Here is a 21,866-nt window from a genome sequence, read left to right as displayed (position 1 = left end):
GACGAACCGGGCACGGCGCCGGCCCGCCTCGGGGAGCGGCTGATCGCCGTCGGCGCACCCGGTGGCGGACTCCACGGGGCGTCAGCCGGGCTCCCTGACCAGCACCGCGCGGACGGTGACCTCGATCCACCGGCCGATCAGGACCCGGGGAGCGCGCACGCCCAGGTCCCGGCGGTCGAGCCGGGTCGTGCCGACGGCGGTCGCGTCGCCGGCGTCGAGCAGGTCGGGACGGTCCGCGTCGGCGACGGTGAGCGTGACCGGAACCTCCCGCCCGCGGACCGAGAGCGTGCCGACGAGCACCCACCCACCGTCGGTCCCGCGGACGTCGTCCGCGACGAACCGGAGCCGCGGGTGCCGGTCGAGGTCGAGCAGACCGGGCTTGCCCAGGTCGCGGTCGCGGCGGGGGTTGCCGGTGTCGAGCGCGGACAGGTCGAGCTCGGCCTCGACCCGGACGCCCGCGCCGTCCACGCGCACCGCGCCCGCGGTCACCGGCACCGTGCCGTGGACCGTGCCCGGCCCGTTGCGGACGGCGAACGAGGCGGTGGTCCGGGTGGGGTCGAGCACCCACTCGCCGGTCGGCAGGGCGGTTGGGATGGTGGTCATGGGATGCACTCCTCCGGGACGTCGGGGCGGGTCAGGCGCGCGACGGCGCCGCGGCGCGGTGGGCGGCCACCCGGTGCAGGTCGATCCGGTCCGGACCGGTGAGCGCGGCCGGGTCCTCCCACGGCAGCAGGGCGGTGGTCGTGATCAGCCGCTGGGCGGCGTCGACGGCCTCGACGGTGGCGGCCAGGTTCACCACGAGGTGCGCGTTGCCGTCGCCGACGAGGCTCAGGGACCGCACAGCGCCGGGCACGTCGCGCACCGCGGGCCAGATCCGCTCCCGGCCCGCCCGCAGCATCGCGGCGGACCAGTCGTCGGTGCGCGGGGCGTCGAAGTGGACGAGCTGGGCGACGGCGGGCTCCCGCTCGGCCGCGGTCCCGGCCATGTCGGCCGCGACCCGGTAGATCGCGTCGCCGTCCAGCGCCACCGGGCGGGGTCCGCTGACGGCCGCGGTGCGCTCGGACGCCAGCTCGGCGTCCTCGCGGGTCCGCCAGAGAGTGAGCAGGCCACCCGCGCCCGCGGTGATCGCGGGCAGCAGCCAGGCCCCGGCGAACCCGGGGTGGGTGCCGATCAGGTCCACCAACTCCTCGACCCGCCCGGCGAGGTCCGGTGGGGGCTCGGTGCGGGTGGTCTGGAACCGGGCGTGCATGGCGTCCTCCGGGGTCGGACCGGCGGGCTCACCGGTACCCGGAGCCTGCGGCGACCGGCCCCGGCCCGGATCAGTGCCAGTACGCAGGGCACCACGCAATCGCCCTTCCGGACGTGGGCGATGGCGCAGATACTCGCGCCGTGAGCCTGTTCGGACGCGAGCACGAGCTCGCGGTGCTGCGCGGCGCGCTCGTCGACGCCACCGGCGGCGCGGGTCGGCTCGTGCTGCTGTCCGGCGAGGCGGGGGCCGGCAAGTCGCGGCTGATCGAGGAGCTGCTGTCGCACGCCGGGGGCGTGCCCGTCGCGCGGGGCCACGCCGTCGACGACGCGGGCGCTCCGGCACTGTGGCCGTGGACCCGGCTGCTGCGCGCCCTGCCCGCGGTGGCCGAGGTGGCCGCGCACGCCACCGACGCGGTGCTCTCCGGCGCCGCGCAGCGCTTCCGGCTCTTCGCCGAGCTCGCCGACGCGATGGTGGCGGCCGCCGAACCGGGCGGGCTCGTGCTCGTGCTGGAGGACGTGCACTGGGCCGACCGGTCCTCGCTGCTGCTGCTGCGCCAGGTCTGCGGGGAACTCGCCGCATCCCGGCTGCTCGTGGTGGCGAGCCACCGGCCGGCGCTGGACGGGCCGCTGGCGGAGCTGGAACCGGACCTGCTGCGCAGCCCGGCGGCCGTCGTCCTGCCGCTGGGCGGCCTGCGGGTGGACGACGTCTCGGCCTGGCTCGCCGAGCTGCGCGGCCCGCGCCGCGCCGAGCCCGGCCTGGCCGCGCTGCTGCACGAGCGCACCGGGGGCAACGCGCTGTTCGTGCGGCTGCTGGCCGAGGCGCTCCCGCACGACGGTCCGGCCGACGCCGCGGGTCTGCGCCGGGTGGTCGCCGCCCGCCCGCAGCTGCGCCGGTTGATCACCGCCCGCACGGCGGCGCTGTCCCCGGCAGCGCAGCACCTCGTCGCCGTCGCGGCGGTCCTCGGGGAGCGCGTCCCGCACGGCCTGCTGCCCGCGGCCAGCGGGCTCGCGCCGCCCGACGTCGCGACGGCCGTCGACGAGGCGTGCCGGGCCGGGGTGCTCGGCGAGTCGTCGGAGCACCCCGGCGCGTGGGTGTTCCCCCACGCCCTGGTCCGCGACGCGGTCTACGACGACCTCCCGGCGCCGCGGCGCGCGCGGCTGCACCGGCAGGCGGCACTGGCGATCGAGGCGGACGCCTCCCTCGGGCAGCGGGCCGGGCGGATCGCCACCCAGTGGCGCCGGGCCGGCGGGGAGGACGACCTGCGCCGCTGCGCCCGCTGGGCGGGCGCGGCCGCGGACGACGCCGCGGCCTCGTTCGCCGTCGACGAGGCGGCGGCGTTCGCCGAGATGGCCCTGCACGCCGCCACGGCGGGCGGGGCGGGCGCCGGGGACCGGGCCGAGCTCATGCTGCGGCTCGCCGACGCCCGCTACGCCGCGGGGAGCCTGGCGGAGGCGATGCGGCTCTGCGTCGACACGGCGGCCGCGGCCGAGTCGGCGGGGCGCCCCGATCTGGCGGCCCAGGCGGCGCTGGTCGTCCGCGGCGTCGGCGACCCGCAGGTCGTGCAGGACACGATGCGGCTCGCGCGCCAGGCGCTGGAGCGCCTCGGCGAGGGCGAGGACGAGGTCACCCGGTGCCGCCTGCTGGCCCAGCTGGCGACCGCGGAGACCCACCTCGGCCACCTCGACGCCGCGCAGGACCACTCGGCGCAGGCTATCGCCACCGCCGAGGCCACCGGCGACCCCGACGCCGTCCTCGACGCGATCCGGGCCCGCCACCTCGCACTCGCCGTCCCGGAACGGGTCGCCGAGCGGCTCGCGCTGGGCAGCCGCGCGGTCGAGGTGGGCGGCACGGCGAGACAACCCGTCGCCGAGCTCTGGGGACACCTGTGGCGCGCGGACGCGGCCATGCAGCTGGGCAGCCTGGCGGTTTTCGACGAGGAGACCGGCCAGGTGGAGCGGGTCGCGACGCGGCACCGCTCGACGCTGGCCCGCTGGCACCTCCTGCGGCTGCGGGCGGTGCGCACCGCGCTCGTCGGCGAGTTCGCCGCGGCCAGGGAGCTGAACGCCGAGGCGGGGGCGGTCGGGGTCCGGATGGGCGACTTCTCGGCCGAGGGCATGTCGCAGGCCTTCCAGCCTGCAGCTGGCGCTCGTCACCGGCGACCCGGCCGAGGTCGGTGAGCCCTCGGAGCTCCTCGCCCGGGCGCCGATCGGTATGCCCCTGGTCCGGGTCAGCATCCCGTTGATGCACCTCCTGCGCGGCGAGACCGACTGCGCCGCGGCGACGTTCGAGGAGTTCCGCGAGCTGCCGGCGACGTTCCCGTACGGCGTGCGGTGGGCCGTCACCCTCAGCCAGACCGGGCTGGCCGCCGTCGGCCTCGACGACCGCGAGGTCGCCGGGGCCGTCTACCGCAGGCTGCTGCCGACGGCGCCCTACTACAGCGGCGACGGGTCGGGGGCGGTGTTCAGCTCCGGGGCCAACGCCCGGCTCCTGGGCGAGCTGGCCACCACGACCGGGCGGCTCGACGAGGCCGCGGCGCACCACCGCGACGCGATGGCCATGAACGCCCGCATCGGCGCCCGGCCGTTCGTCGCGCTGAGCAGGCTCGGGCTGGGCCGCGCCCTGCACCGGCGCGGCCGCACCGCCGACCGGCCGGAGGCGCGGGAGGAGGTGGTGCGCGCCGCCGCCGAGTTCCGCCGGCTCGGCATGCCCGGTCCGCTGCGCGACGCCGACACCCTGCTCGCCGGGATCGACGCGGCCCGCCGCTCCGACGACCCGCTGTCGGTGCGCGAGCGGGAGATCGCGGTCCTCATCACCGCCGGGCTCAGCAACCGCGACATCGCCGACCGGCTGGTGCTCTCCGAGCGCACGGTGGAGACGCACGTCCGCAACAGCCTGGCCAAGCTCGGCTGCACCAACCGCACCGAGATCGCCGCCTGGGCCGTTCGCTCGGGCCTGGGGTGACACCGGGCGCAGGCGTGCGGAGCGCAGCAGGGCGTGAACGCCCGCCTCCGCCTGCCCTCAGGCGGCGAGCAGGGTGCCGAACAGCCGGTTCTGCAGGCACCGGTCCAGGTACGGGACGCCCTCGGTGCGGCCCGATCCCGCGGCGGCGCCGAGCATCCGCGCGGCCAGCCCGCGGTGGGCGGCCTTCCAGCGCTGGTGGCGGGCCTCCAGGTCGGCGATGGCGGCGTCGAGGGAGTCCCAGCCGGGTGCGCCGGGTCGGCGGGTCTCGAGCACGGCCCGGCTGAGGTCGTCCTGGCCGGCGAGCACCTCGGCCCGCACGACCGGGACGCCGGCGAACGCGTCCGCGGACAACCGCGCCCGGTCCGGGGCGCCGCAGGCCGCCTCGAACCGCTTGTACTGGTCGGACTGGATCGCGCTGGCGCCCTGGGTGAACTCGCGGAACTCGTGGAAGGTCGCCGCCCGCATCGTGGCCACGACCCGGAACAGCACCGCGGCCCGGGCGAACACCCCGCTCGCGTGCCGCAGGTGCGCCGCCGCGGCGCCCGGCGCGCCCGCCCGCACGGCCCGGGTGGCCACGCGGACGTCCGCGACCAGCACGGTGAAGGTCAGCTCGTGGCACTGCAGGGCGCGGATGAAGAAGTACTCGTCGTGCAGGACGTGCACCGGCTGGACCGTCGCGTCGAGCCAGTCCGCCACGGCTCCCACCGGCTCGGCACCACCCGTGCCGCCGGCGGAGCAGAGCTCCACGAAGCGCCTGGCGTGCCGGAGCCGGGTGCCCAGGGTGCGGTCGTCGGGACGGTCGTCGGGACGGTGCGGCCGGGTCGCCGCGGCCAGCTCGAACCGGACGACGTCGGACATCAGGATCGCCGCCAGGCGGTCGGGGGTCATCCCGGTGGCGGGGTCGTCGAGCATCGCCTCCAGCAGCGGGAGCGCGAGGTACGTGCGGTTCCGGAAGCGCCCGTCGTACTTGTCGAGGACGCAGTCGAGGAACGCCGCGAAGTAGGGACCGGCGGTTCCGGCCCGGTGGCGCAAGCAGTCCAGCCGCACGAGCAGCGGCGCGGGCAGGAAGTGCTTCCCGGTCCGCCGGAGCACGCCGAGCACGCTGCGCGCCAACCCCACCGGGTCGGGTACCGCGGGGCCGGCCGGCGGGGTCGCGGCGTGGCGGCCGCGCACCGGCGCCGGCGCCGTCGCCGTGCTGGTGGAGGTGCCGGCGAACGGGCAGCCGCGCGGCCCGGCGGTGGGTGTCGGTGCGTTCATCTCGGCCTCCCGGCTCGCGCGCCACGGCGCGATCAGCACGACCGATGGTGCGCGGGGGGCCGGCTCCGGCGGGATCTGCGGCACGGGGGCATTCCGCTCACCGGACGGCACGGTTTCCTTGCCGTCCGGTGAGCACGTCCGGCTCAACCGGGGTGAACCGTCCTGCGTCCGGCTCCGCGGAGGGCACCCTCGCCGCGCGCCCGGCTCCCCCGAGGGCGAGGTTGCCGCCGCCGGTGTGGGCGACTTCGCCGGTGCCGGCGTCAGAATCGGGTCCGGTGAGGTCGGCGCACCGAACCCGTCCGGCCGCCGGCACCAGGCCGAGTGAGCAGAGAGGCTTTCGATGGCACTGAGCAACCCGTTCTACACACCCGAGGTCCAGGGCGCCTACGAGCTGCACAGCCTGGGCGAGTTCCGGCTGGAGGAGGGCGGGGTCATCCCCGACCTGCAGCTGGCGGTCGCCACCCACGGCACGCTGAACGCGGCCAAGGACAACGCGATCTGCATCCCGACCTGGTTCTCCGGGACCCAGCAGACCTGGGAGCTGGTCTACATCGGACCGGGCCGGGCGCTCGACCCGGAGAAGTACTTCATCGTCGTGGTCAACCAGATCGGCAATGGGCTGTCGACCGCCCCGCACAACGCCGACGGCCCCAACAGCGCGATCGCGATGTCGAAGTTCCCGAAGGTGCGCATCGGCGACGACGTGCGCGCCCAGGAACAGCTGCTGCGGGAGAAGTTCGGCATCGAGCGGCTGCACGCCGTCGTCGGCGGCTCGATGGGCGCCCAGCAGGTCTGGGAGTGGGCGGTCCGGTTCCCGGAGAAGGTGGCCCGCGCGGCCCCGATCGCCGGGACCGCCCGCAACACCCCCCACGACTTCCTGTTCACCCAGACCCTGCTCGACGTGATCACCGACGACCCGGGCTGGAACGGCGGCGAGTACGCGTCGAACGCCGACGTCGCGCGCGGGCTCGAGCGGCACGCCGACCTGTGGGCGGTCATGGGCCTGTCCACCGAGTTCTGGAAGACCGAGTTCTGGCGCAACGTCGAGCTGCCCGACGTCACCTGGGACGACGAGATCGAGTTCAAGGACCGGTTCATCCGCGCGGTGTTCAGCGCGATGGACCCGAACTCGCTGCTGGTCCAGGGCTGGAAGTGGCAGCGCGGCGACGTCTCCCGCCACACCGGCGGCGACCTCGCCGCGGCGCTGGGGCGGGTCACGGCCAAGACGTTCGTCATGCCCATCGACGAGGACATGTTCTTCCCGGTCCGCGACGCCCGCGCCGAGCAGGAGCTGACGCCCAACAGCGAGCTGCGGGTGCTGCACTCGATCGCCGGTCACTTCGGCCTGTTCGGCTTCGAGCAGACCTACCTCAAGGAGGTCGACGACCACCTGACCGAGCTGCTGACCTCTCCGGTCTGAACCGCGTCGCACCAGCCGGAGACGGCGGTCGGGAGCGTGTGACGACCCGAGCGGCTCGATCCCGGTGACGAGGACCTCCCGCGGCGGAGTGGACCTGACCGACGGCGTCCACGCACGACCCCCGGGAGGTCCTCGTCCGGGCCGATCACCCGGGGTCCGCGACCCGACCCGACCGCCTGGCTACGGCGTCGCGGTCGCCCGCGCCAGGTAGATCGTGTTCGTGGCGGCCCGCTCCTGCAGCGGGTTGTCGAAGCTCACCACGTCGGCCCGCACCTGCGTGAACACCTGCCCGAGCACGCCGAGGAACGCGTCGTCGGGCGGGTCGTTCGACCAGAGCGCGAACACCCCACCCGGCCGCAGGCGGTCGCCGACGCGGCGGAGCCCGGCCGGTTCGTAGAAGTCGGCGTGCCCGGGGTGCAGCAGGTGGCGCGGCGAGTGGTCGATGTCGACGAGCACGGCGTCGAAGCGGCGACCGGGATCGGCGGGATCGAGCCCGGACCCCGACCGCAGCATCGCGAAGAAGTCGCCGTGCACGAGGGTGCACCGCGGGTCCGCGGTCAGCTCGCGGCCGGCGGGGATGAGGCCGCGGGCGTGCCACTCGATGACCTCGCCGAGCGCCTCCACCACCAGCAGGGAGCGCACGTCCGCGCTCTTCAGGGAGGTCAGCGCGGTGCAGCCCAGGCCGAGGCCGCCGACGACCACGTCCAGTCCGTCGCCGGCCAGCTCCGCGAGGGCCAGCGCGGCCAGCTCCACCTCGGCCACGGTGAACAGGCTCGACATCAGGAACTCGTCGTTCAGCTTGATCTCGTGGACCTCCCGGTCGAAGTACGGGTCCCAGCGGCGGCGCAGCACCAGCTCGCCCAGCGGCGTCGCCCGCCAGTCCAGCTCCTGGAATCGCGCGCTCATCCGGTGGTCCTCGCTTCGTCCATGGCGGCGACGGTAGACATCCGGCTCGGCGGTCCGACCACCGCCGTGCCCGACCGCCGGTCCCCGGGCCGTGGTCGCGATGTGGCTGCTCGACGCGAGGGAGGGATCCGAAGCCTCGCCGTAGGCTGCCCGCACCGCGACAGGCAGGAGACCGGGGTGGCCGAGACGACGGCTGAGGTGCAGGTGTCCGAGGTGCTCGCCGAACTGGCCGCGCTGGAGGACGCCAGGACCCGCGAGGTGAACGAGAAGCACGGCGACGATCACGGGGTGAACCTCGGCGAGCTGCGCGCGCTCGCCAAGCGGCTCAAGACGCAGCAGGGACTCGCCCGGCAGCTCTGGGCCACCGGCGACACCGCGGCGCGGCTGCTGGCCCTGCTGATCTGCCGCCCGAAGGCGTTCGAGCGCGACGAGCTCGACATCATGGTGCGCCAGGCGCGCACCCCCAAGGTGCACGACTGGCTGGTGAACTACGTGGTGAAGAAGAGCCCGCACGCCGAAGACCTGCGCCTGGCCTGGTCCGTGGACCCGGATCCCGTGGTCGCGAGCGCGGGCTGGGCGTTGACCACCGAGCGGGTGGCGAAGCGGCCCGACGGTCTCGACCTCGCCGGGCTGCTCGACGTCATCGAGGCGGAGATGAAGGACGCTCCGGACCGGCTGCAGTGGGCGATGAACCACTGCCTGGCCCAGATCGGGATCGAGCACGCCGAGCACCGCGCCCGCGCGGTCGACATCGGTGAGCGCCTCGAGGTGCTCAAGGACTACCCGACGCCCCCGAACTGCACGTCACCGTTCGCGCCCGTATGGATCGCCGAGATGGTCCGCCGCCACCACGGGTGAGCTGTTCCACCCCAGCGGACGACGTGTGCCGGAGGAGACGGCGACGATCGTGCGGATGACCCGCGGCGGCGTCGTGCCAGGGTCTGCGCGCACCGCACTGATGGATCCGGACGCTCTGTGATGGAGGGCGGTTCACAGTCCGTGCGCCCCTGCCAGCGTCGACATCACTCGGCCGCACCAGCGGCTGCCGGACGTGACGGTAGAGGAGACGCAGAAGATCGTGGACCGATGGATGGCGGGCGTCGCGCCGTCCGGTGGCTGTGACAGCGATTTCGTCGCCATCGGTCAGTACCCATAACACTCGGCAGGGCCGGGGCGAGGTGTATCACGCGTCCATCGCCATGCCTCTCCTTCCGGAGGCCAGAGCAAACCGGGAGCTGTTAAGCGCAATGCCGATCTTCATGAGCTACTCGCGGGATGACGAGGCGAGCGTGAAGGTCCTCGCGCGAGGGTTCGAGAAGGTCCACCGAGAGGTGTGGTACGACCACGACCTCGAGGGCGGCGAGATCTGGTGGGACGCCATCCTCCGGCAGATCCGCGCTGCGGACGTGTTCTTGTTCGTGCTGTCGGACCGCTCGCTGGAGTCCCAGGCCTGCCTGGCGGAGCTGGACTACGCGAGAGCGTGCAAGCGCGAGATCCTGCCGGTGCAGATCGGTCCGCTCACTTCCGAGCGGTCGAACCTGCTCGCGGGCCTGCAGAACATCGTCTTCCGCCCCGACGACATCACTACCGCCTTCGCGGTTCTCCACGAGGCGGACCGTGCGGCGAAACGCGCAGGCCCCTTGCCCGATCCCCTGCCCACCGAGCCCGCCATCCCCTTCGCCTACCTCGGCGAGATTCGCAGGCTGATCGAGGACGGGAACCTCGGCAACACCGCGCAACTCGAGGTGGTCGACAAGCTGCACCGCTCACTGAGCGAGGAGACCGACGCCTCGGCGCGGACCGACATCGTGGCGTTGCTCAAGAAGATGCTGCGCAGCCCTTGGCGGACGGTGGCGGCCGAGAAGGCGATCCGCTACGTGATGCTGGCCCACGAGGTGTTCGAGGACGTTATGGCCGGGCGACCCCCTCGTGAACCCCCGATCCCGGAAGACGTCCGGGATCCCGCGCCCGATTCCTGGTCCGAGGATAAAGCGCGCACGGAGTTCCTCACCCGGATCAGCGAGCTGGTCGGCGAAATGCAGGAAGGCCGCGCTCGACAGGAAGCGCGTCAGACCGGCGAACCCGTTGCTGATCGATCGTGTTCCCTGCCGCATCCGAGGCTTTTCCTGGGCATCGGCCGTGGCACAAAGGACGGTGGCGATCCAGGGGCACCCACGGCGGAACGTGAGCACCAGTCCGATCTGGGAGCGCCGACCGCGCAGTTCGCGGGAATCGGGTGGTCGGCGACGACCGACGATCCCCCCGAGACGTCGGACGCAGCGAGAACCCCTACCCCCGGGGAGTCACGCAGCTCGGAACAGGAGACGAGGAGGACCGCGCCGGAGACGGCCGTCGAGGACACCCCGATCGAATCCCTGGGGACGTTCCCAGCCGTCGTGACGTACTCCCGTGCGCTGGCCATCGCAGCGCTCGTCGTGGACCTCGCGTTTGCGGTGCTCGTCGTCAGCGTGGGGCGGGGCCCGACCGTGGCGATCTTCACCCTGCCACTGGGCGCGGGACTGGTGGCCGCGGTGTTCTCGACCGCGGCGGTGAGACGGACAGCCAAGGGCGACGTGGCGGGCGCTCGGTGGTCCTCTGTCCTCGGGATCGTCTGGGGGGTGGTGAGCGTCGCCATCGCGGTCGTCACGCTGGCCGTCATCCTCAACAGCCCGACGCCGATCTGAGGAATGCTGACGATGAGGGTCGGTGGCGCCGCACAGACCGTGACGTTGGTCGCGTCCTTCGGCATCGTATTCGGGCTCGGCAGGCTGATCGACGCTGAACCCACCACCGTGCCGCCGCCACCCCCATCCACGATGGTGCCGACAACCGAGCCCGCATTCCCCAAGGATTACCCCAAGGACCTCCCCAGGATGCCGTGGCCCGAGGAAACACCGGCGGAGTCCGATGAACCCGAGTCGCTACCGGAGGACGTCCCGTGAGGTCGCGCGACCGCCGCACGGCAGACTTCCTGCAGCTGGTCACCGTCACCGCGGCCGCGCTGGTGGGCGGTCTGCTCGGCATGTTCGCGCTCGCGATCGGCTACGGGCTGCCGAGGCCGGGTCTCATGCTGTTCGTGGTCATGGTGGTGACGGTGCTCGCGGCACTCACCATCGGCTCGCTGCAGACTAGCCCCAGTCGACGCCTGCGCGGGCCCGTCCAGCCGCCACCGTCGTCACCACCCCCGCCCGGCCGCCGGACGCCTCCACGGCCGTGGCCCCCTGTGTTCGGCCTGGACACCTCCCGCCCGCAGGACACGCCCTGGTACGACGACGAACCGGCGGCCTCCCGGCGCCCGGACACCACGACGAGGACGCCGAGGTTCGCGCCAATCCGGTCGCCGCAGCCACCTCCAGATATCCGCCCACCCGCCCACCAGGCCTACGCCGTACCCAATGCGGCTCGAACCTCCCGGCCGCCGGTGCGCCGCATTGTGCAGTGCGCCGAATGCGGGGACTTCGACGTCGACGTCCGCCGGGGCGCAGGCGACGAGCTGATCTTCACCTGCCTGCGGCGCCATCACGAGTGGACGTGGGCGCGGGGCAGGCCGTGGCCCGCGACCGTCGTCCGCCCGGCCGCCGCACCCGTCGACGGCACCGACACCGCCTGACCGCTCACTGCCCGAGGAGACCCGCTTGTACAGCCAGACCTTCTCTCGTCAGAACCCCGGCTGCATCATCTTCCTGGTCGACCGCTCGGACTCCATGCGCGCGTCATGGGGCGGCTCGAACCTCACGCTCGCTCAGGGCGCGGCGCAGGCTATCAACAAGATGCTCTTCGAGCTGTGCGTCAAGTCGACGAAGGTGCACGACGCGCCGATGTACCTGTACTTCTACGTCGGCATCTACGGATACGGGCTGTGCCCGCGCCGCAGCGGCGAAGGCGTGGAGTCGGCGCTTCCCGTCGCGCTCGCCGACCGATTCATCGTCCCACTGCCTGAGCTGGCCGATCACCCGCTTCGCGTGCAGGACGGCGGTCCGGGCGCCCGGCCCGGCCTTCCGGTTTGGTACGAGCCCGCCCACGGCTACAGCACGCCCGCCTGCGCGGCCTTCGAGATGGTCGGCTCCCATGTCAAGGAGTGGGTCGCGGCCTTTCCGAGCTCTTTTCCCCCCATCGTCTGCCACATGACCGACGGCCTGGTCACCGATAGCCCCTACAAGGACGTCGACCTCGCCGGCTGGGCACGGCGACTGACCCAGATCAGCACAGACCACGGCACGACGCTGCTGCTCAACGCGTTCCTCTCGCCGAGCGACGCGACGATGACGCTCTTCCCCGACAACGCGCGGGGGCTGCCTGCGCCCGGCCCGGGCTTGTTCGAGATGAGCAGCCCCCTGCCCGAGCCGATGGTCCACAACGCGGCGGCTGCCGACATCCCAGTTGGCTCAGGCGCCCGTGGCTTCGTCTTCAATGCCGACTTCGCGACGCTGGTCAAGTTCCTCGCGGTGGGTACCCAGTTCAACGTCCACGATGAGACTTATGCCTGAGCTCTCCCTGCAGACGGTGGTCTTCCACGAGCCGAAGCCCGGCGCGCCGGACAGCGAGTGGGAGGACGGCGCAGGGTACCGCGCTGCGGACCCCGGCCTGGGCAGGCCGGACCGGCTGGTCGTCCTCGACGGGGCGACGACGGCCTACGACGCGGTGCATTGGGTAGCCCAGCTTGTCGGGTCGTTCGTCGGGCCGGACGGGCCAGCCGCGTTGACCCGCGACGATCTCGACGGCTGGTTCGGCAGGATGCAGGAGCGCTGGGCCGCGCAGCCGCGGGAATTCCACAACATCTACGCGGAGCACAAGCTCCAGGCGGAGGGATCGTTTGCAACGTTCCTGGGCTGCGATGTCCACCTGCTCGATCGGGAAGGGCCGCATTGGCGCGGCGCCGCCCTCGGCGATGCGGTCCTGTTCCACATCCAGGGCGGGCAGCTGGTTGCGCAACTACCCACCATCACGGCCGATGGGTTCGGCTACAACCCGGACGGCGTGTTCACCCGGCCTTCGGAGCGGGACCGGATGCGCAGCCGCCTGGCGTTCGAGGGCCACAGGCTGCAGGTCGGCGACGTCCTCTACCTCGTGACCGATGCCCTGGCCCACTGGCTGCTGTGCGCCGCTGCCACGGGCACGGACTGCTGGCAGGAGGTCGCGGAGATCCAGCATCCGCGGGCGTTCCGCCGTTGGGTCGCAGAGCAGCGTGACAACGGGATGAAGCACGACGACGTCACGATGCTGCGCGCCGAGGTGGCCGCGGGCGACGTCGAGGTGCTAGTGCTGTGCCGGTGACCGAATAGAGGCAGACGATGACCGACTTTCCCGACAGCAGCGCCTACGTCGATGCCTTGTGTGATCCCCAGAAGGCGTTCTCGGACCCACTGCTGCAGCGGGCGGATTTCACATTGCACCCGAGGTGGGGAACTCCCTTGCCGGTCTCGGGCAACGCGGCGGTCGTTTTCCGGGCAAAGGTTGGTGATTGCGACCAGGCGCTTCGCTTCTTCATCCAGAAAAACGTGTCGGAAAAGCCGCGCTACACGGCACTTGATCGCCACTTCGTCGCGCACCGCATGCAGGACTGGGTGTCTCGCACAGCCTGGGTGGATAACGCCGTCGCGGTAAAAGGGCGGCGATGGCCAATGGTCCTGATGGACTGGATCGAAGGCGCTCGCCTCGACCAGCACGTCGGCGCCCTGACGAGCCGGGACTCCACCGCGCTGCAGTCGCTCGCAGCGGGCTGGCGCGCACGAGTCCACCAGGTGCAGACCTCCGATTTCGCGCACGGCGACCTGCAACATGGCAACGTGCTCGTCGAGCCCTCGGGGTCACTGCGGCTCGTCGACTTCGACGGGTCCTGGATAGCCGCCTTCGACGCTGGGGACTTCCGCAGGCCGAAGGAGACGGGCCACCCCAACTACCAGCACGTGGGCCGCACCTGGGGCCGGTGGATGGACACCTTTCCCTCGCTGGTCATCTACACCGGGTTGCTGGCGCTCTCGCAGCGGCCGGACGCCTGGCGCAATAACGAGGGTATCCTATTCACCCGCAAGGATCTCGAGAACCCCGGTGATACGCCGACCTGGGACCTGCTCGACGAGATCCGTGAACCGGCGATCGAACACGCTGTCCGACGGCTGCGCACGGCCTGCCACCCCGAGTGGAAGCCCGACGGCGACCTGGAGGCGTTCCTGCGTCCAGAGCGCGTCACCGCGACAACGCGCCACATCTTCACACTGTCGGCCAACCCTGATCTCAGGTTCTACGACGACGAGGCCGTGCGCCCCACCGACGCAGCCGAAGAGAAGACGTTCGCAGGCGTGCGCGAGAAGAAACCGGCCGCCGATCCGGAGCAGAAGGCCGGGCCGGCGACCCCGGCGACTGCCACGCCGTCCACACTGGACAAGCCCGTCAGCGCAGCCGCCGTGGCGTTGGCCGGGGTGGTCGCGCTGGCGTTCGCACTGCTTCTTGAGGTCATCGTCGCCGCGAACCGAGGGCCGACTGGGCCCGTGGGGGTGATCACCGCAATCGTCGTCTTCGCCTGTGCGTTACCGGTGCTGCGCCGCAAGCTATGACGCCCCGTAGCCCACTTGCTTCAGAGCGGCGGGCAGGTCCGCGATCATCGCGCTCGTACGTCCGGTACTCCTCGACGGCTCCTTCCACGGCTCCATGTGCGGGGGCAGGGAGCGGCCGGTGTACGCGCGCAAACCTGACCGCCAGCCGCTGAGCAGACGCTGGCGTTGAAGCGGCCGTGCTCCACCTCCGCCAGTAGCTCACCGGTGCCGGATATCTGGTCAAACGGCCGCAGGGCCGATCGTCCGGAGGCCACAGGAGTGCCAGCCGCCGCACGGAGGGCGTCGTGTAGCACCGCTACACAGGTGCGCTCCTCGGGCCGAACCCGACCACTGCGACAGCAGAGGTTCGCTCGCATGGACGCCCGATCGACGGCAGCTCGACGATGCCGCTCCGCCGCCGAGCAAAATGCGCTCGGGACCTGACCAGTCATCAGGTGTCCGGGGGCCCGAGCTCAACCGGAGCCCACCTCGCTCATGTCACGCGGTTTGCGGCGTTGTGCCACGGTCTACGGCGCACTGTCGACGACGAGATCGACCGCACCGAACTCGTGCTCGACGGCATGCAGGCTGAGCTGTGGTTCACGCGAGGGCGGCGGCTTCCTCCGGTACCAGCGTGGCCCCGTGCGCGTAGGCGGCGGTGAAGGTGGGCTCGCCCAGCGCGCGACGGGCACGCGCGGCGATCCGGTCGATCTCGACGCGCTCGGCGGGCCCGGCCGGGACCGAGATCGCCCGGCGGACGGCGTCGGCGGCGCCGAGCAGGCGGGCCGACGTCCGGTGCCGCCGCGCCGCCCCGGCCAGGCCCTCCAGCGCGATCGCCACCCCGCGGTCGCCGAGCGCGCGGGCGGCGGCGAACGCGTCCAGGTGCCGGCGCCTGGCCTCGGCCCACCGGCCGCGCTGCTCGGCGAGGAAGCCGAGCTCGGTCAGCACCAGGGACAGGTGCAGCGGCGGGGGCGCGCCCGGCGGCCGCGGCCCGGCGGCCTGCAGGAGCCCGGTCAGGTGCTGCGCTGCGCGGTCGAGGTCGCCGCGGCGGCGGCTGGCGAACGCCAGGCAGATCTCGGCGAGGGTGGCGACGATCCGGTACCCCTGCTCGTCGGCCAGGCGGTGGGCCCGCTGGGCCAGGTCGCACGCCTGGTCGTAGTCCTGCTGCTGCACCGCGATCCACGCCAGCCCGGCCAGCCGGGCCGCGACGTCGGGCCACAGCCCGAGCTCCTCGGCCATCCGCAGCCCGTCGCGCAGCAGCCGGCTCGCCTGGTCGTAGTCGCCGCGCTCCTCGGCCAGCCCGCCGAGCCGCGCGCTCGCCTGCAGCTGGCCCCACCGCTCGCCGAGGTCCCGGAACAGCGCGGCGCTGCGCTCGCCGTCCCGCTCGATGGCCGCCAGGTCGTCGACGACGTGCCCGATCCGCGCGCGGGTGCTCAGCACCGCCGCGACCCCCCAGCGGTCCCCGGCGTCCTCGCACGCGGCCAGGGCGCGGTCGAGGCGCTTCTCGACGGCGAGGACGTCGCCGAAGTCGATCTCGGCGTGGGCCACGAACCACTCGGCCCGCCCCCGCGCGGCCGGGTCGTCGAGCTGTTCCCACAGCGGGACGGTCGCCGGGTCGGGCCGCTCGCCCAGCAGGAGCCGCACACCCGCCCGCCAAGCGGCCGCCCGGGCCCGCAGGGCCGCCGGCGCTGCCGTGTCGAAGCCAGCCGCGTCGAGCTCGGTGGCGGCGCCGAGCCGGTCGGCGGCCTCGACGAGCCGACCCCGCAGGAACCAGTACCAGGTCAGGGCGACGACGAGGCGGAGGGCCAGCTCCCCGTCACCGCCCGCGGTGGCGCGGTCGAGCGCGCCGCGCAGGTTGGCCGTCTCGGCGTCCAGGCGGTGCAGCCACCGCCGCTGGTCGGGTCCGTACAGGCCCTGCTCGGCCCGCTCGGCCAGCTGCGCGTAGTAGCGGCCGTGCCGGTCGCGGACCCGCTCGGTCTCCGCCGCGTCGGCGAGCCGGTCGAGGCAGTAGGCGGCCACCGACTCCAGCAGCCGGTAGCGCGGACCGTCGGCGCCGGGCACGACGGCGACGAGCGAGCGGTCGACGAGGCGCACCAGCACGCCGGCGACGTCCACGCCGCCCTCGGTGTCGTCCGCTGCGCTCACCTGCTCGGCGGCCTCGAGGGTGCACCCGTCGGCGTGCACCGCCAGCCGCCGCAGCACGATACGCTCGGGCCCGGTGAGCAGCTCCCAGCTCCACCCGATCACCGCGTGCAGGGTCCGCTGGCGGGCGGGGGCGTCCCGGTGACCGGCCGCCAGCAGCCGGAACCGGTCGTCCAGGCGGTCGACCAGCTGGTGGACCCCCAGCGCCCGGACGCGTGTGGCGGCCAGCTCCAACGCCAGCGGCAGCCCGTCGAGCCGGCGGCAGAGCGCCGCCACCGCCTCGGCGGTGCCGCGGTCGAGGACGAAGTCCGGTGCCGCGGCCGACGCCCTGGCCACGAACAGCTGCACCGCCGGCACCTGGGCGAGCGCCGCCGGATCGGCCGCCGCGAGGGCCGCGGGCACCTCCAGCGGAGCGACGCCGCACACCACCTCGCCCCGCAGCCCGAGCGGCTCCCGGCTGGTCGCCAGGATCCGCAGCCGCGGCGCCGCCCGCAGCAGCCGCGCGGCGAGCTCGGCCACCTCGTCGACGACGTGCTCGCAGTTGTCGAGCACCAGCAGCAGCTGCCTGGTGCGCAGCGCGTCGGCGAGCCGTTGGGCCGGGGGCACGCCCGCCACGTCCCGGACGTCGAGGGCCGCGGACACCACCTTGGCCGCGCCCCCGGCCGACCCCGGCGACAGCGAGCCCAGCTCGGCGAGCCGGACGCCGTCGTCGAACCCGTCGACCAGGCCCTCGGCCGCGGCCACCGCCAGCCGCGTCTTGCCCACCCCGCCCGGGCCGGTCAGCGTGACCAGCCGGGCGGACGCCAGCCGCGCCCGCACCCCGCGCACGTCCTCGTCGCGGCCGACCAGGTCGGTGATCGGGGCGGGCAGGTTGCTGCGCGGGCGGCTGGGCGGGGCGGGATCGGGGGCGGGGTTCCCGGCGAGGATCGCGCGGTGCAGGGCCGCCAGGTCGGGGCCCGGGTCGACGCCGAGCTCGGCAACCAGTCGGGCGCGCACCGCCGCGTAGTTGGCCAGCGCCTCGGGTGAGCGCCCGGACAGGTGCAGGGCGCGCATGTGCAGCCCGTGCAGCCGCTCCCGCAGCGGGTGCGCGGCCACCAGCTCGGCCAGCTCGGCGACCAGCTCCCGGTGCTCGCCCGCGCCCAGCCGCGCCTCGGCGTGGTCCTCCAGCGCGGTCACCCGCTCCTCGTCCAGCCGGGCCGCGGCGACCTGGACGGACGGCTCGCCTGCGAAGTCGGCGAAGGCCGGGCCCCGCCACAGCGCGAGCGCGTCGGACAGCAGCGCGGCCCTGGACCGCGGGTCCGCGGTCCCGCGGGCTCGCGCGGTCAGCGCCCGGAAGCGGTGGGCGTCCAGCGCGTCGGCGTCGAGCAGCAGGCGGTAGCCGGGGGGCGGGGACGCCACCAGGCGCCTCGCCCCGGGCTGCGCCGCGGCCAGCGCCCGGCGCAGCTGGCTGACCTTCCCCGACAGCGAGCCAGCCGGGTTGGCGGGCAGCTCCTCGCCCCACAGGTCGTCGACCAGGCGGTCCGCGCCCACCGCCCGTCCCTCGTGCACGAGCAGCGCGGCGAGCAGCGCGCGGACCTTGCGGCCGGGGACCGGGACCGGGTCGCCGTCGGCCGTCCACACCGCCACGGGGCCCAGCACCCCGAAGAGCATGCGGCACGATAGCCCGCCCGCGGCGCGGACCGTCAACAAACCGTCAACGCTCCCCGGCACGGTGTGCCCGGCTGATCCGCCACACCGCACCGACCCGGGGGGAACACCATGGGCAAGATCATCAACTCCACCTTCGTCAGCGTCGACGGGGTCATCAACCACATGCCGGCCTGGCACTTCGACTACGTCGACGACGAGCACGACCGGATCTCCGACGAGCAGCTGCAGGCCGCGGAGGCCCTGCTGATGGGCCGCACGACCTACGAGATCTACGCCGGCGCCTGGCCGCAGCGCACCGGCCGGTACGCCGACAAGATCAACTCAATGCGGAAGTACGTCGCCTCCACCACCCTGCGCACCGCCGACTGGGCCAACACGCGGATCATCGCCGACGACCTGGTCGAGGCGGTCGCGAAGCTGCGGGCGGAGTCCGGCGACGTCCTGATGCACGGGTTCGGACCGGTGTCCCACACGCTGATCAACCACGGCCTGCTCGACGAGCTGCACCTGTGGGTGAACCCGCAGTTCGCCGGCGTGGGCGCGCTCGGCGACACGCTGCTCAGCGAGGGCACGAACACGCGCCTGGAGCTCCTCGGCACGCGGACCCTCGGCTCAGGGGTGGTCCTGCTCTCCTACCGGCCGCGCGTGGCCGACCAGCCCGGGTGACCGCGCTCGGACGTCGGAGACCTCCATGGACCGGGCGCGCGGGCCTGTGCCCGGTAACCGGTCGACAGGCTCCCCCGTCGACGACACGGTGACGGAGTGACCGACGCAGTGACCGACCACCCCCCGACCCGCAACCCGCTGTTCTGCGGCACCGCCCTCGCCCAGCGCATCGAGCGGGCCGAGACCGACCTCATGTCCACCAGCGCCACCGCGGCGCGCGACCACCGCGGTGAGCGGACCGCGTTCGCCATCCCGATCGGGGGCGGCACCGCCACCTACGCGGGGCCGGGTTCACCGTTCAACAAGATCGCCGGCCTCGGCTTCGACGGCACACCCGACGACGCCGCACTCACCGAGGTCGAGCGCGCTTTCGCCGAGCGCGGCGCGCCCGTCCAGGTCGAGCTGTCCACCCTCGCCGATCCCGAGATCGGCGCCCGACTGACCGCCCGCGGCTACCACCTGGTGTCGTTCGAGAACGTCCTGGGCCGCGAGCTCACCGGCGGCCTCGACGGCGCCGCGACACCGGGGATCGAGGTCGAGCGCAGCTCCGACGCCGAGTTCGAGGCGTGGCTCGACATCGTCGTGGACGCCTTCGCCCACCCCGACACCGAGGGCGTCCCCTCCCACGAGGAGTTCCCGCGCCAGGCGATCGCCGACGCCATGCGCGACGTCGCCGCCGCCGGCGTCGTGCGCTACCTGGCCCGTCGCGACGGCGTCGTCGCCGGCGGCGCCAGCGCCCGCGCCGCCGGCGGCATCGCCCAGCTCAACGGCGCCGCCACCACCCCGGCCCACCGCCGTCGCGGCGTGCAGACCGCCCTGCTCTCCGCCCGGCTGGCCGACCTCGCCGCCGCGGGCTGCGACGTCGCCGTGGTCACCACGCAACCCGGCTCCAGGTCGCAGCGCAACGTGCAGCGCCACGGCTTCGACCTGCTCTACACCCGCGCGGTGCTGACCCACGAACCATGAGCACGACCATCACCACGGCGACGGCGAGGACGATGCTCACGTCGGGCGGGCTCATCGAGACGGCTCCGGCGAGCATGGCGAGAACGCCCCGACGAACGGTCCGGACTCGGGGACCAGCAGCCCCAGCACCAGGAGGCGGACGACCGGTCCCGGGTACGCGAGCAGATCGGGCATCCGCGCCTAGCTCCCATCGCCGTCGCGGATCGGCCGCGGCGTGAACCTCACCGGCAGCGACCGCAGCGTCGGGGACAGGCCCGGCTCCCACACCAGGTCCTCGGGCGAGCAGGCGAGCCGGACGTCGTCGAGGCCCGTGATCACGGCCCGCATCGCGGCGCGCGCCTCCCACCGGGCCAGCCCCGCCCCCAGGCAGTGGTGCGTCCCGTGGCCGAAGGAGAGGTGGCCGGCGGACGCGGCGGGGCTCCACCGGTCGGGATCGGGGAAGCGGTCCGGGTCGCGGTTCGCCGCGGCGATGTCGGCGATGACGGCTTCGCCGGACCCGATCCGCACCCCCCCGAGGTCCATCTCCTGGGTCGCATAGCGGGCCTGCACCTGCGGGAACGGCGCCACCTGCCGCAGGCACTCCTCGACGGTCGCGTCGAGCGCCTCCGGCTCGCGGCGCAACCGCTGGTAGCGGGCCGGCTCGGCGAGCAGCAGCGCGAGGCCGCCCGAGATCAGGACGGCCGTGCTCTCGTACCCGCCCACCAGCAGGTCCCGACCGAACGCGACCAGCTCGTCCTCGGTCAACCCCGGCTCCGACGGCGACGGGTCCGACGACGCGCGCGGGCGCCCCACCAGCTCCGCGAGCTCGGCGAGGACGCCGGTGACCGACCCATCGGCGATCCGTTCGTCCAGGTACCGGTCGATCGCGGCGATCGCCTCGACGATCCGCTGCCCCGCCTCCGCGCCGCCTTCGATCCGGTGGACCGTCCGCACCCAGGTCCCGAACCGGGTGTGATCCCCCGACGGCAGCCCGGCGACCCGGCACAGCACCCCCACGGCCAACGGGACCGCGAGGTCGCACACCAGGTCCGCGCGCCCCGAGCCGGCGCACCTGCCCACCAGGGTCGTCGCCGACGCGTCGATCATCGATCGGTGCCCCTCGGTGCGGCGGGCCGAGAACAGCGGGCTCACCCCCCGCCGGATCCGGGTGTGCTCGGGCGGATCCAGGTGCAGCAGCGTCTCCCCCCGCGCCACCCGCCCCCCGCCGCCGGAGACCGGGCCCAGGCCCGCGCCCGACCGCAGCCGGGCCACCCGCACCGGGTCGCGCACGAAGCGCGGGTCCGACAGCACGGCCCGGACATCGGCGTAGCGGGTGACGACCCAGCCCTCGATGCCCTCCGGCAGCATCGTCCGACGCGGCGGACCGCACCGGGATGGCGTGGCGACCACAGCGTCCTCCTCGGCTCAACTGCTACAGAACGTAGCACTACTACTTGTAGTAGGTGGAGATAGCACCGGGCGGGCCGATCCCAGGGCCCTGCGGGCGGGATCAGCGAGTGCTCGACCGCGCCCGTCGGGCCCCGATCCAGGCCACGGCCGTGGCCGCCATCCGGATCGCGTTCAGCGCGTACCAGCGGCGCAGCAGCGCCTCGCGCTCCTCGGCCGAGGGAGGTTCGGCGGCGAAGAAGAGCCGGACGTTGATCGCGCGGACGATGTAGGCGGTGCTGAGCCCGGCGGTGAGCGTGCCCGCGACCGAGGCGGTCGACCACCGCCGCTGCGCCGCAGCGCCGTTCCACCCGACACCCAGCGCGGCGACCGCCGCGCCGACGGTGACCGGGGCGAGCGGGAGGTAGAAGCGGACCGGGCTGCCGGGGCGCAGCATGGACCCGACGGTCACGGGTTCGCCCGGGGGCACGGCCAGATCGCGCCGGTGCGCCAGCCGGTCCGGGATCTGCACCACCGCCTCGTACAGGTTCCCGAAGAACCACTGCGCCTGGCCGAACTGGGCCGCCGCGAGCAGTGCACCGGCGAGCCGCGGGGGGCGGAGCGACGGACGCCTGGGCATGCCGGAGTTCACCATCGTCGGGCCTTTCGCCGGTTCGGGTCCGGGTCGGGGGGGCCCGGGGGCGGCCCCCCCCCGGGGCGGTGTCACACCTGGTTCGCGCTAGAACCGAGG

19 protein-coding genes are annotated in these 21,866 nt (G+C 73.8%); 11 read left to right on the top strand and 8 right to left on the bottom strand.

From position 1 onward, the window contains the following. Positions 1-81: 81 nt before the first annotated feature. Together KDL28_RS36755 and KDL28_RS36750 are read right to left on the bottom strand one after the other, a co-directional pair. Positions 82-603, bottom strand: coding sequence for a YceI family protein (locus tag KDL28_RS36755; protein WP_252446098.1), 522 nt, complete (start codon positions 601-603; stop codon positions 82-84). Positions 604-634: 31 nt separating this feature from the next. Continuing rightward, positions 635-1,249, bottom strand: a complete 615-nt coding sequence (locus KDL28_RS36750) for a hypothetical protein (RefSeq protein WP_252446097.1) — start codon at positions 1,247-1,249, stop codon at positions 635-637. Positions 1,250-1,389: 140 nt separating this feature from the next. Here KDL28_RS36750 and KDL28_RS36745 point away from each other — a divergent pair, with 140 nt between their 5' ends. After that, on the top strand, positions 1,390-3,426 hold the full coding sequence (locus tag KDL28_RS36745) for an ATP-binding protein (protein WP_252446096.1): 2,037 nt from the start codon (positions 1,390-1,392) through the stop codon (positions 3,424-3,426). Positions 3,427-3,490: 64 nt separating this feature from the next. Then, on the top strand, positions 3,491-4,210 hold the full coding sequence (locus tag KDL28_RS36740) for a LuxR C-terminal-related transcriptional regulator (RefSeq protein ID WP_252446095.1): 720 nt from the start codon (positions 3,491-3,493) through the stop codon (positions 4,208-4,210). 57 nt (positions 4,211-4,267) lie between these two features. Here KDL28_RS36740 and KDL28_RS36735 read toward each other — a convergent pair whose 3' ends face one another. Beyond that, positions 4,268-5,467: a tryptophan 2,3-dioxygenase family protein gene (locus tag KDL28_RS36735; protein WP_252446093.1), complete on the bottom strand. Its 1,200-nt coding sequence runs from the start codon at positions 5,465-5,467 to the stop codon at positions 4,268-4,270. 340 nt (positions 5,468-5,807) lie between these two features. Here KDL28_RS36735 and KDL28_RS36730 point away from each other — a divergent pair, with 340 nt between their 5' ends. Next, positions 5,808-6,887, top strand: coding sequence for an alpha/beta fold hydrolase (locus tag KDL28_RS36730; RefSeq protein WP_252446092.1), 1,080 nt, complete (start codon positions 5,808-5,810; stop codon positions 6,885-6,887). Positions 6,888-7,067: 180 nt separating this feature from the next. On the opposite strand, the gene KDL28_RS36725 is transcribed toward KDL28_RS36730, so the two are convergent. Further along, on the bottom strand, positions 7,068-7,793 hold the full coding sequence (locus KDL28_RS36725; protein ID WP_252446091.1) for a polyamine aminopropyltransferase: 726 nt from the start codon (positions 7,791-7,793) through the stop codon (positions 7,068-7,070). 177 nt (positions 7,794-7,970) lie between these two features. Between KDL28_RS36725 and KDL28_RS36720 the strand changes: the two genes are divergently transcribed. The 6 genes from KDL28_RS36720 (at position 7,971) to KDL28_RS36695 (ending at position 14,347) form a co-directional block, all read left to right on the top strand. After that, a complete protein-coding gene (locus tag KDL28_RS36720) occupies positions 7,971-8,651 on the top strand; it encodes a DNA alkylation repair protein (protein WP_252446090.1) in 681 nt (226 codons plus the stop codon). Positions 8,652-9,040: 389 nt separating this feature from the next. Next, complete coding sequence (locus tag KDL28_RS36715) at positions 9,041-10,477, top strand: TIR domain-containing protein (RefSeq protein WP_252446089.1); 1,437 nt, start codon at positions 9,041-9,043, stop codon at positions 10,475-10,477. 254 nt (positions 10,478-10,731) lie between these two features. After that, a complete protein-coding gene (locus KDL28_RS36710; RefSeq protein WP_252446088.1) occupies positions 10,732-11,403 on the top strand; it encodes a hypothetical protein in 672 nt (223 codons plus the stop codon). Positions 11,404-11,428: 25 nt separating this feature from the next. After that, positions 11,429-12,280, top strand: coding sequence for a hypothetical protein (locus tag KDL28_RS36705; protein WP_252446087.1), 852 nt, complete (start codon positions 11,429-11,431; stop codon positions 12,278-12,280). After that, on the top strand, positions 12,273-13,067 hold the full coding sequence (locus tag KDL28_RS36700) for a hypothetical protein (protein WP_252446086.1): 795 nt from the start codon (positions 12,273-12,275) through the stop codon (positions 13,065-13,067). Before KDL28_RS36705 ends, KDL28_RS36700 begins: the two co-directional genes overlap by 8 nt. Positions 13,068-13,084: 17 nt before the next feature. Further along, positions 13,085-14,347, top strand: a complete 1,263-nt coding sequence (locus KDL28_RS36695) for a protein kinase family protein (RefSeq protein ID WP_252446085.1) — start codon at positions 13,085-13,087, stop codon at positions 14,345-14,347. A 579-nt stretch (positions 14,348-14,926) separates the two neighbouring features. On the opposite strand, the gene KDL28_RS36690 is transcribed toward KDL28_RS36695, so the two are convergent. Continuing rightward, a complete protein-coding gene (locus KDL28_RS36690) occupies positions 14,927-18,118 on the bottom strand; it encodes an AfsR/SARP family transcriptional regulator (protein ID WP_252446083.1) in 3,192 nt (1,063 codons plus the stop codon). A 108-nt stretch (positions 18,119-18,226) separates the two neighbouring features. Between KDL28_RS36690 and KDL28_RS36685 the strand changes: the two genes are divergently transcribed. After that, positions 18,227-18,784: a dihydrofolate reductase family protein gene (locus tag KDL28_RS36685; RefSeq protein ID WP_252446082.1), complete on the top strand. Its 558-nt coding sequence runs from the start codon at positions 18,227-18,229 to the stop codon at positions 18,782-18,784. A gap of 96 nt (positions 18,785-18,880) precedes the next feature. Then, complete coding sequence (locus tag KDL28_RS36680) at positions 18,881-19,750, top strand: GNAT family N-acetyltransferase (protein WP_252446081.1); 870 nt, start codon at positions 18,881-18,883, stop codon at positions 19,748-19,750. Positions 19,751-19,801: 51 nt separating this feature from the next. Here KDL28_RS36680 and KDL28_RS40935 read toward each other — a convergent pair whose 3' ends face one another. The 3 genes from KDL28_RS40935 to KDL28_RS36670 all read right to left on the bottom strand — a co-directional run bounded on the left by KDL28_RS40935 (position 19,802) and on the right by KDL28_RS36670 (position 21,755). Continuing rightward, positions 19,802-19,924 (bottom strand): hypothetical protein, encoded by a 123-nt coding sequence (locus KDL28_RS40935; RefSeq protein ID WP_256503464.1) that lies wholly within the window; start codon positions 19,922-19,924, stop codon positions 19,802-19,804. 6 nt (positions 19,925-19,930) lie between these two features. Next, positions 19,931-21,097: a cytochrome P450 gene (locus KDL28_RS36675; protein ID WP_252446080.1), complete on the bottom strand. Its 1,167-nt coding sequence runs from the start codon at positions 21,095-21,097 to the stop codon at positions 19,931-19,933. Between the two features lie 142 nt (positions 21,098-21,239). Beyond that, positions 21,240-21,755 (bottom strand): anthrone oxygenase family protein, encoded by a 516-nt coding sequence (locus KDL28_RS36670; RefSeq protein ID WP_252446079.1) that lies wholly within the window; start codon positions 21,753-21,755, stop codon positions 21,240-21,242. Positions 21,756-21,866 lie beyond the last annotated feature (111 nt).

It is taken from the genome of Pseudonocardia humida (assembly GCF_023898865.1).
Lineage (GTDB): Bacteria > Actinomycetota > Actinomycetes > Mycobacteriales > Pseudonocardiaceae > Pseudonocardia > Pseudonocardia humida.
Note: the sequence above shows the minus strand (reverse complement) of the source record. Positions and strands in the feature narration are given on the sequence as shown.

Coding starts and splice junctions, on each gene's coding strand:
- KDL28_RS36755 (WP_252446098.1), bottom strand. CDS start 603: ATGACCACCATCCCAACCGCCCTGCCGACCGGCGAGTGGGTGCTCGAC.
- KDL28_RS36730 (WP_252446092.1), top strand. CDS start 5,808: ATGGCACTGAGCAACCCGTTCTACACACCCGAGGTCCAGGGCGCCTAC.
- KDL28_RS36715 (WP_252446089.1), top strand. CDS start 9,041: ATGCCGATCTTCATGAGCTACTCGCGGGATGACGAGGCGAGCGTGAAG.
- KDL28_RS36750 (WP_252446097.1), bottom strand. CDS start 1,249: ATGCACGCCCGGTTCCAGACCACCCGCACCGAGCCCCCACCGGACCTC.
- KDL28_RS36690 (WP_252446083.1), bottom strand. CDS start 18,118: ATGCTCTTCGGGGTGCTGGGCCCCGTGGCGGTGTGGACGGCCGACGGC.
- KDL28_RS36700 (WP_252446086.1), top strand. CDS start 12,273: ATGCCTGAGCTCTCCCTGCAGACGGTGGTCTTCCACGAGCCGAAGCCC.
- KDL28_RS36675 (WP_252446080.1), bottom strand. CDS start 21,097: ATGCTGCCGGAGGGCATCGAGGGCTGGGTCGTCACCCGCTACGCCGAT.
- KDL28_RS36695 (WP_252446085.1), top strand. CDS start 13,085: ATGACCGACTTTCCCGACAGCAGCGCCTACGTCGATGCCTTGTGTGAT.
- KDL28_RS36670 (WP_252446079.1), bottom strand. CDS start 21,755: ATGCCCAGGCGTCCGTCGCTCCGCCCCCCGCGGCTCGCCGGTGCACTG.
- KDL28_RS36740 (WP_252446095.1), top strand. CDS start 3,491: ATGCACCTCCTGCGCGGCGAGACCGACTGCGCCGCGGCGACGTTCGAG.
- KDL28_RS36725 (WP_252446091.1), bottom strand. CDS start 7,793: ATGAGCGCGCGATTCCAGGAGCTGGACTGGCGGGCGACGCCGCTGGGC.
- KDL28_RS40935 (WP_256503464.1), bottom strand. CDS start 19,924: ATGCCCGATCTGCTCGCGTACCCGGGACCGGTCGTCCGCCTCCTGGTG.
- KDL28_RS36685 (WP_252446082.1), top strand. CDS start 18,227: ATGGGCAAGATCATCAACTCCACCTTCGTCAGCGTCGACGGGGTCATC.
- KDL28_RS36735 (WP_252446093.1), bottom strand. CDS start 5,467: ATGAACGCACCGACACCCACCGCCGGGCCGCGCGGCTGCCCGTTCGCC.